Origin of the sequence: Bacillus sp. AP50 (assembly GCF_040492675.1) — a bacterium.
Classification (GTDB): Bacteria; Bacillota; Bacilli; order Bacillales; family Bacillaceae_G; genus Bacillus_A; species Bacillus_A cereus.
In genome coordinates this window covers 1-9491 of record NZ_JBEUTW010000385.1, presented here as the reverse complement: position 1 = coordinate 9491, position 9491 = coordinate 1, and the positions used below count along the sequence as shown (strand labels likewise).

Below are 9491 nucleotides of genomic sequence, written 5' to 3'. Positions count from 1 at the left end.
AAGAGACAGCCACAAGATTGGTAAAATTGTGAAGTGAAACCAAAAAAAATTGGTTTCACTTTTTTAAATTAAATAAATAATTTTTTTAAACACTTGCAAAAATAAAATGAATAAGATATATTAAATAACAATAAATGGATGTTTTACAAAAAGCAAAGAAAAGGACACGAGTTATTGGAATCTGGGTGGAACCACGGATATAAGCATATTCGTCCCTATATTTAGGGATGAATATGCTTTTTTGCATTCAATTTCATAATAAGCGAAGAAAAGGACACGAGTTATTTTACCCGGTTATACAGAGAAGGAAGGAAAGCTGAGAACTTCCTAACGCAGAAAAATAACTTACCACCTTAGAGCTGCACTAGGGAAATGAAGTATCTAGTGCCGTGTAAACGACGTTACCGTAAATGAAGCCATTGTATATTTACAATGGGAATCTGGGTGGAACCACGGGTAAAAGCACGCTCGTCCCTATTTTAGGGATGAGTGTGCTTTTTATTATGAAATGGAGAGATGAAAAATGAAAGAACAAATGATTGAAATTAAATTTCCAGATGGTAGCGTTAAAGAATTTGTAAATGGAGTTACTTTAGAAGAAATTGCTGGATCCATTAGCAGTAGTTTGAAAAAGAAAGCAGTCGCGGGGAAAGTAAATGATGGATTATATGATTTACGCCGAAATATTGAAGAAAATGCGGAAGTGGAAATCATTACTATAGATTCAAATGAAGGGGTAGAAATTGCAAGACACTCCGCGGCACATATTTTAGCGCAAGCTGTAAAAAGATTGTATGGTGATATAAATCTTGGAGTAGGACCTGTTATTGAAAATGGATTTTATTATGATATGGATCTTCCAAGTAGTGTAAACATAGAAGATTTACGAAAAATCGAAAAAGAAATGAAAAAGATCATAAATGAAAATATAAAGATAGAACGAGTTGAGGTTTCTCGAGAAGAAGCAGCTAAACTGTTTCAAGAAATGAACGACCGCTTGAAATTAGAACTTTTAGAAGCAATTCCTAGTGGGGAAAGTGTAACACTATATAAACAAGGTGAATTTGTAGATCTATGTAGAGGACCACATTTACCATCTACAGGTTATTTGAAAGCATTTCAATTAACTCACGTTTCCGGTGCATATTGGCGAGGTGATAGTAATAACCAAGTGCTTCAGCGCATATATGGTGTTGCATTCTCTTCTCAAAAAGAATTAGAAGAGTATTTACATTTCGTTGAAGAAGCAGCAAAAAGAAATCATCGTAAGTTAGGCAGTGAGCTTGAGTTATTTATGTTTTCTGAAGAGGCTCCGGGAATGCCGTTTTATTTACCGAAAGGACAATTGATTCGTAACGAATTGGAAGCATTTTTAAGAGAAATTCAAAAAGAGTATAAGTATCAAGAAGTACGCACTCCGTTCATGATGAACCAAGAAGTATGGGAGAGATCAGGGCACTGGGGACATTATAAAGATAATATGTATTTCTCTGAAGTAGATAATAAAAGTTTTGCATTAAAACCGATGAACTGCCCAGGGCACATGCTTATGTTTAAAAATAAATTGCATTCTTATCGTGAATTACCGATTCGTATGTGTGAATTTGGTCAAGTACATCGTCATGAATTTAGTGGTGCGTTAAACGGATTATTAAGAGTACGTACTTTCTGCCAAGATGATGCACATTTATTTGTAACTCCAAAACAAATTGAAGATGAAATTAAATCAGTAATGGCGCAAATTGATTACGTATATAAAACTTTTGGATTCGAATATGAAGTAGAGCTTTCTACTCGTCCAGAAGATTCAATGGGTGATGATAAATTATGGGAGCAAGCAGAAGCGGCATTAGAAAATGTATTACAATCGCTAAATTATAAATATAGACTAAATGAAGGTGACGGTGCATTTTACGGGCCGAAAATTGATTTTCATATTAAAGATGCTTTAAATAGAAGCCACCAGTGCGGAACAATCCAGCTTGATTTCCAAATGCCAGAGAAATTTGATTTAAATTATATAGATGAAAATAATGAAAAGAAAAGACCAGTTGTTATTCACAGGGCAGTTTTAGGGTCATTAGATCGCTTCTTAGCAATATTAATTGAGCACTTTGGAGGTGCGTTCCCGGCATGGGTGGCACCAGTTCAAGTGAAAGTAATTCCAGTTTCAAATGCAGTACATGAACAATATGCCAATGAGATTGCACATAAATTAGCACAAGCTGGAGTTCGTGTTGAACAAGATGCACGAGATGAAAAATTAGGATATAAAATAAGAGAAGCACAAATGCAAAAAGTACCGTATGTTCTTGTTATTGGTGATAAGGAAATGGAAAACGGAGCTGTAAATGTACGTAAATATGGGGAAGAGAAGTCAGAAGTTATTGCGCTAGACGTATTTGTGGCAACTATTGAAGAGGAAATAAAGAATAGAAAATATTGATTGTAAAGAAAACACACTATTAGCAATTAGTGTGTTTTCTTTTTTATCTTACAAAAATGTAAGGTAAATGTAAGCGAAATCGAGGGAACGAGTTGTAGAAAAATGAGAATATGAAGTAGGAAAAAGGTTCATGTTACAGGTGTAACTCTTCTTGAATGAATAATTAAAAAATTCTTAAGAATTCACATGACAAAATAATAAGAAATATGTGAGAAATTAATTTTATACAAAAGGGATGGAGTGAAAGAGATGTCAACAAATGTAGTTACTGTAGAAAGTGTAGAAAAAACGTATGGGAAAAGAAATGAGAATCAGTCAAAAGCATTAAGGGGTGTATCGTTAAGTATTAAAGAAGGAGAATTTGTCGGGATCATGGGACCTTCTGGGTCTGGAAAAACGACTTTACTTAATGTGATAAGTACACTTGACCAAGCGACAGGTGGTAGTGTGACGATAGCTGGTACAAATATTACTTCTATGAAGGGCAATGCGTTATCTGATTTTCGCTCTCAAAAATTAGGTTTCATTTTTCAAGATTTTAATCTTCTAGAAAACTTATCAATTTATGAAAATATAGCTTTACCACTTTCTTTGCAAGGCGTACCGTCAAGTGAGATTACTGGAAAGGTAAATGACGTTGCGAAGAAATTAGGCATCACCGAAATTTTAACAAAATATCCGACGGCTGTTTCTGGAGGACAAAAGCAAAGAACAGCGGCGGCAAGAGCTTTAGTACATAATCCAGCAATTGTATTAGCAGATGAACCGACAGGTGCGCTTGATAGTAAAAACGCAAAAAGTTTATTAGAAGCGATGCAAGATTTACATGAAAATCACAATGTAAGTATTTTGATGGTTACACACGATGCATTTAGTGCAAGTTATTGTGAGCGTATTTTATTTATTCAAGATGGTCTTCTTTATAAAGAATTAAACCGTCAAGGTACTCGAGAGAATTTCTATCAAGACATTTTAGGTGTGCTCGCTCATATGGGCTCAGCTGCTGAGTCTAAGTAGGGGGTGAAACTATGTTATTTAAATTATCACGTCATAGTATGAAAAAGATGTTAAAAGATTATATGGTTTTACTTATTGGCCTCGTTATTAGTATTAGTATTTTCTACATGTTCCAAACGATGGCGATGAATAGTGAATTTACAAAAGATAATAGTCTAATTAGTAGTATAAGGCTCGTCTTTTGGGTAGGTGCAATACTATTATCTTTCATTACTGTATTTTATATTATATATGCCAACTCTTTCTTGCTCACATTAAGAAGAAAAGAACTCGGTATGTACATGATGCTTGGTGCAAAAAAGAAAAAAGTAGCACAGTTATTATTTATTGAAACATTCGGTATGGGTATTGTCAGTATTATTATCGGTATTTTAGTAGGGATGTTACTTGCAAGTGTAGCAGGAAACTTTTTAATGAATGGAATGGAAATTTCAGCAAAAGGTAGTTATGCATCTGTATACACACCAGCAATTTTAGTCACAGTTATTTTCTTCTTAATACTATTTTTCATTACTGGCTTAATGAACAGTGTCCGCTTGTTACGTAAAACTGAATTAGAGTTAATTCGTGAAGATGAAACACTAGATGAAGTGAAGAAAAGTAAAACTCGCATTATAATAATGACAGTACTTGGTGTATTACTAGTAAGTACAGGGTACTATTTTATGATCAATGTAAAAATATATGCTGAATTAGGTTTTATTATAGCAACCATCGTTACAACACTTGGAACATATTTTATCTTTAGTTCATTACTTCCATTTTTTGTGATGAAAATTAAGGGGAATAAAAAACGAAATGAAACTGGTCTAAATAGTTTTACATATGCACAGCTACGCTTTCGAGTAAATAGTTTATCGAGAGTATTAGGTACTGTAGCAATGTTAATTGCATTAGGCGCAGGTGCGATGACGGCAGGTATGGCGTTCCAAAAAAATGTAGGTATTATGACAGACTTTTCTCGTGTATATGATGTTGTAATTCATGATCCGAATGATCAAGATAAAGCTGCCTTGAAAGAAATGGAAATTGTTGAAGAAAGCAAGTACAAATATAAAGTAGATGGAGAAGCGGTTTATTATTTACGTAACGACTTAACTGCGAAACCGCCACTTGTTTCAGACCATTTTGATACAAAAACTTTAAAAGAGCCTGTTCGCAAACGTGTGACTGAACCTTTAACTGAACCTGTATATTCAGCTTTAGAGGCTCCTGAATTAGCAAAATTCCCTCATATGCCAAAGGATTGGGAAGACGCAGTTGTAAGAGAGATACAAATTACGCATAATCAATTTAGCGGAAAACCAGTAAGAATTGCAGACGAAGAGCATTATAAAGGGATTCAAGGAACAGAACATACTGTAACATTAGCAAAAGTAGATGATATGAAAAAATATAAACCGTTATTGATCGAAATAGACAAGAGACAAAAAGCACAAATTGAAAAAGCAACAGGTGAAAAGGTAGACTTATTTACGAAAATGACAATTTATCAGTTTATGAACAGCTTCATGAGCGGTACAATGTTTATGGGATTTTTCCTCGGAATTGCGTTTTTAGCAATGATGGCAAGTTCCCTTATGTTCAAAATATTAACAGGTGCTTCTCGCGACGTACGCCGTTATGAAATGTTACGAAAAATTGGTGTGAGACGCAGTATGTTAACGAAAAGTATATATAAAGAAATTTCATATTTATTTATCTTCCCAGCGATCATTGGCATTTCCCACGTATTAGTAGGGCTTAACTTATTCAGCTTTATATTAGTTGACCCGTTTGTAAAAGTATGGGTGCCAATAGGAATCTTCTTAGTCATTTATTTCATGTATTACTGGATAACTGTTCAACTTTATAAAGGTATGGTAATGCCGAAAGAAGAGGTAGCTAAATAGTTTATGAAAAGAGTCCTTGTGTTGAAAGCAAGGGCTCTTTTCTATGTGTTTTTATAAAAATGTGTATGCGAGATGTTTTCAAATCTTTCTGTAATGAATATAACTTGTTAGACGTAATTCGTTATAACGTTGGATTATCACATTCTCAAACTGTCTTATTAGAAAAGGATTAAAAAAATCCATTGCCTACTAAGGTGATTGAAATGAAGCTACCGTTTTATTGCCTTATGGGGAAATATGACTATAACACTTCATTCCATGCAGCAAAAACATATTTTGATAAGATAGAAGCAGATCAAAAACAATTTATTACTTTTGAGAAATCAGCTCATTATCCACAATTTGAAGAGAAAGAAAAATTCTATAAGTGGATGTGCGATACATTCATAAAATAAAGTATATCCGAACTTTAGAGAATTGAAATAGTTAGCGAGATGTATAAAGATTTTTAGATGCATAGTATTACATAGTATTAACTGAAGCGAAATTAAATAAAAAGACTCTTGATAAAAAATAAGAGTCTTAAGTACAACCAACTATGAATGACTTTTCTTTTTATAAAGAGATACAAAAATAAAAAAAGATAGCTGAAGACAAATTGTTTTCAGCTATCTTTTTTCGTTTAAAGTGGAGGTAAATCAATCTTACCTTCTTCAAATAATTCTTTTATCATATGCTTCGTATAACCAGCGGCTTGACCAAATGTGATTTTTGCTGGCATTGGTGCTTCGTTAGCATCTACAACTACATCAATAATACACGGTTTATTTTGTTTTACTGCATTTTCGAAAGCGGGAAGGAGTTCATCTAAATTCTCAACACGGTATCCAATACCTCCACACGCCTCTGCATATTTTGCAAAATCAGGGTTCGTTAAATCTGTTTCGAATTCGATATTACCCATGACTTCTTGCTCGAATTTAATCATCGCAATTTTATTATTGTTTAATACGACGACAACGATTGGTAATTTATATTTTACAGCTGTTACGAAGTCATTCATCGTCATTTCAAATCCGCCATCACCACAAACTGCAAATACTTGTTTATCCGGGAATGCAATTTTTCCAGCAAGAGCACCAGGTAAACCGCAACCAAGTGTTGCGAGCCAGCTAGAAATGACAAATTGCTGGTTTGTCATACGGAAGTGTCTTGCGGTCCATACTGTTACATTTCCAACATCGACTGATAGAATTGCGTCATCATGTGCTACTTGCTGCAGAGCATGCATAACGCGTTGTGGTTTAATTGGAATGGAAGAGTCTTCTTCTTGATCGTGTAATTTATCTTCCCACTTTTTCATCATTTCTTGGTGCTGTTCTAAGAAGGAATGATCTGTGTGTTCTTCAACATTTTCAATTAACCATCGTAATGTTTTATCAGCATCACCAGCTAAACCAATATCTGTCGCATAACGTTTCCCAATTTGGGCAGGATCTGTATCGATATGAATTGTTTTTGCTTTTTCAGGTAAGAAGCCGGTGAACGGATAAGAAGTACCGACCATAATTAAAGTATCTGCATGCTTCATTGCTTCATAAGAAGGTTTCGTTCCAATTAATCCTAATCCACCAATACAAAGAGGGTGTTCATCAGGAATAATTCCTTTAGCTGGTAATGTAAGTACGATTGGAGCACCAATTTGTTCTGCCAATGCAAGTAAAGATTCTCTCGCATGTTTTGTTCCTTTTCCAGCTAAAATCACAGGCTTTTTCGCTTCATTTATTGCGAGTTTCGCTGCATCTAAATCTTCTTTTTGTGGAAACAACTCAGGCAAAGTAAAAGAAGTATTTGTAACACGGGCACCATTTTTCACTTCAAATTTCGGGACATCATCTGGAATAGTAAGAACGGATACACCTTTTTTCGTATAAGCCATTCGAATTGCTTGATTCACTACGGCAGGTAGTTGCTCTGCTGACATAATACGCTGGTTATAAACCGCAACATCATCAAACATTCTTTCTAAATTTACTTCTTGGAAAAAGTCCGTTCCAAGTAAATCGGTTTCTACTTGACCTGAAATTGCTAGAACAGGGGCTTTATCGAGTTTCGCATCATATAAACCATTTAATAAATGAATAGCACCAGGTCCTGCAATTGCCATACAAACGCCAAGTTTTCCTGTTAATTTCGCATAGGCAGCCGCTGCTAATGCACCAGCTTCTTCATGGCGAACTTGAATGAATTTAATTTTATCTTGTTTTTTTCTTAAAGCTTCAATGATAGAATTAATGGAATCTCCAGGCATACCGTATATGTGCTCTACTCCCCAATCAATTAATAAATCAACTAATGCTTCACCTGCTGTTTTCCCAAACATAATTGTTCCTCCTTATAATAGGTAGATAACATTATGTTTTGAATAAAAAGGAAAAATATACAAGTAAGAAATTTATCTAGTTATTTGTAATCCAAGAATCAGTGTGGGAGGAACAAAAGCTTCACTTTAGCAACTTTAAAGATGACCAGCGAATAAAGTGAACACTGTTATTAGTAAAAAACCACTAGTTGCCCACATTAGAAATGTAAGGAAAGAGAGCTGTTTCTTAGCTTTCCAAAGCATTTCATGAATTGTGACATATCCAAGTGAACCAATAGCACTTCCCATAATGAGGCCTTGCAGGTGAAGAGCTTTTCCTTCCATCAAAATGCCAAAAACTGTGCCAGTACCGAGAATAAGAGAAAGTAATAAAGTCGTTAATAAAAAGGAAATATATTTATGTTTTGTAAAAAGAAATGGAATAATTAAAGCTAATCCTTCTGGAATATGGTGAACGACGATTGCTATTAAAAAGGGAATGGCAGAGTCATTATGATTTATAAAAGCTGTACCTAACGCAAATCCACTCGGTATATTATGAATAAATATAGCGAAAGAGAGAAAAAGAAAGGTTTGCCATGCTTGTTGATCTTTTTTATGTATCATTGGATGGTGACAATAGTTATCTAATAAGCCCATAACTAAAATACCGATAGCTATACCAAGTATAGGTCCAATCATTTCATAGCTTGAAAATGTTTCAGGAATAATTTCAAGTGACAATAACCCAAACAAAATACCGCCACATAATGCGTATAAACGATGCATCTTTTCTTCAATGAGTTGGCGTGTTGCTACTCCAACAGCACCGCCTAATAGTAATCCACCGAACGAAAAAAATGTTACAATCATTGGGATCCATAAACGTTCCATAGTATCACACTCCGATTCTATTCCCTTATTTTTAGCTTACGAAAAGAAAAGTTAGATTAGTCCAAGTAATTGTGTTTGAGTATAGAGAAAAAAGTAGTGATTCGTTATAATCTATATATTAAACTTAAGTGAGGAAATGAAAAGGGGAATTGGTTATGCAACAAATTAAAAAAATAGGAAACTCATTTTGGTATATGACACCTGTTTCTGAAACAGATAGACCTATATTAGGAATGGTTGTTGGAAAAGAAAAAACGTTAATGATCGATGCAGGGAATTCAGAAGAACATGCACAATTATTTTTAGAAATGTTAAAAGAACAAAATGTATCAAATCCTGATTTTGTAGCACTAACGCATTGGCATTGGGATCATATTTTTGGATTATCTGTATTACGGAATGCATTAACTATTTCGCACGCTGAAACGAAAAAAGAAATGCAGACAATAGTATCTTATGAATGGACAGATGAAGCGTTGGATGCACGCGTAAAAGAGGGTACTGAAATTGAATTTTGTGCGGATTGCATCAAGAAAGAGTTTGAAGAAAAAGCGAGAAATATTAACATTATTCCTCCGGCCTTAACGTTCCAGGATCAAATGGAATTAGATCTTGGTGAGGTGACATGCGTGTTAAAACATGTGGGCGGAGATCATGCACATGATTCAGTTGTTATGTACATAAAAGAAGAAAAGATATTATTTTTAGGGGACTGTATATATGCAGATATTTTTTCCTCGAAGTGGAACTATACGACGAAAAGAACGTTTGCATTAATAGATGAATTAGAAAAATTTGATGCTGAGACATATATTCTTTCTCATGGGACAGCTATAAATCGAGAAGAGTTTTTACAAGAAATTCATTTGCTAAAAACAGTAGGAACATATACAGAAGCTCATAAAGGCGATGAAGAGAAGATAGAGGCAGCGTATAAACA

Annotated in this window: 6 protein-coding genes, 1 pseudogene and 1 other annotated feature; of the genes and pseudogenes, 5 read left to right on the top strand and 2 right to left on the bottom strand. The window is 34.4% G+C overall.

Annotation, left to right across the window (positions count from 1 at the left end; translation table 11 throughout):
* The first annotated feature begins 256 nt into the window (after positions 1-256).
* Positions 257-479 (top strand) — a binding site (T-box leader).
* A gap of 44 nt (positions 480-523) precedes the next feature.
* The 4 genes and pseudogenes from thrS to ABWK52_RS22930 form a co-directional block, all read left to right on the top strand.
* Positions 524-2446 (top strand): threonine--tRNA ligase, encoded by a 1923-nt coding sequence (thrS, locus tag ABWK52_RS22945; protein WP_098542406.1) that lies wholly within the window; start codon positions 524-526, stop codon positions 2444-2446.
* 249 nt (positions 2447-2695) lie between these two features.
* Positions 2696-3463, top strand: coding sequence for an ABC transporter ATP-binding protein (locus ABWK52_RS22940; RefSeq protein ID WP_000106426.1), 768 nt, complete (start codon positions 2696-2698; stop codon positions 3461-3463).
* A gap of 11 nt (positions 3464-3474) precedes the next feature.
* Positions 3475-5355, top strand: a complete 1881-nt coding sequence (locus ABWK52_RS22935) for an FtsX-like permease family protein (RefSeq protein ID WP_000897869.1) — start codon at positions 3475-3477, stop codon at positions 5353-5355.
* A 92-nt stretch (positions 5356-5447) separates the two neighbouring features.
* Positions 5448-5750: pseudogene (locus tag ABWK52_RS22930) on the top strand (hypothetical protein); the annotation flags it as partial.
* 227 nt (positions 5751-5977) lie between these two features.
* Here the strand turns inward: ABWK52_RS22930 and ABWK52_RS22925 are convergent.
* On the bottom strand, positions 5978-7678 hold the full coding sequence (locus ABWK52_RS22925; RefSeq protein ID WP_098542407.1) for a pyruvate oxidase: 1701 nt from the start codon (positions 7676-7678) through the stop codon (positions 5978-5980).
* A 135-nt stretch (positions 7679-7813) separates the two neighbouring features.
* Positions 7814-8551, bottom strand: coding sequence for a ZIP family metal transporter (locus tag ABWK52_RS22920; RefSeq protein WP_000440616.1), 738 nt, complete (start codon positions 8549-8551; stop codon positions 7814-7816).
* Positions 8552-8706: 155 nt separating this feature from the next.
* Between ABWK52_RS22920 and ABWK52_RS22915 the strand changes: the two genes are divergently transcribed.
* Positions 8707-9491, top strand: a 785-nt coding sequence (locus ABWK52_RS22915) for an MBL fold metallo-hydrolase (RefSeq protein ID WP_353772156.1), incomplete at its 3' end; no start/stop codon positions are given.

Excerpts from the sequence above, each read along its gene's own strand:
- thrS (WP_098542406.1), top strand. The coding sequence starts at position 524 with ATGAAAGAACAAATGATTGAAATTAAATTTCCAGATGGTAGCGTTAAA.
- ABWK52_RS22940 (WP_000106426.1), top strand. The coding sequence starts at position 2,696 with ATGTCAACAAATGTAGTTACTGTAGAAAGTGTAGAAAAAACGTATGGG.
- ABWK52_RS22935 (WP_000897869.1), top strand. The coding sequence starts at position 3,475 with ATGTTATTTAAATTATCACGTCATAGTATGAAAAAGATGTTAAAAGAT.
- ABWK52_RS22925 (WP_098542407.1), bottom strand. The coding sequence starts at position 7,678 with ATGTTTGGGAAAACAGCAGGTGAAGCATTAGTTGATTTATTAATTGAT.
- ABWK52_RS22920 (WP_000440616.1), bottom strand. The coding sequence starts at position 8,551 with ATGGAACGTTTATGGATCCCAATGATTGTAACATTTTTTTCGTTCGGT.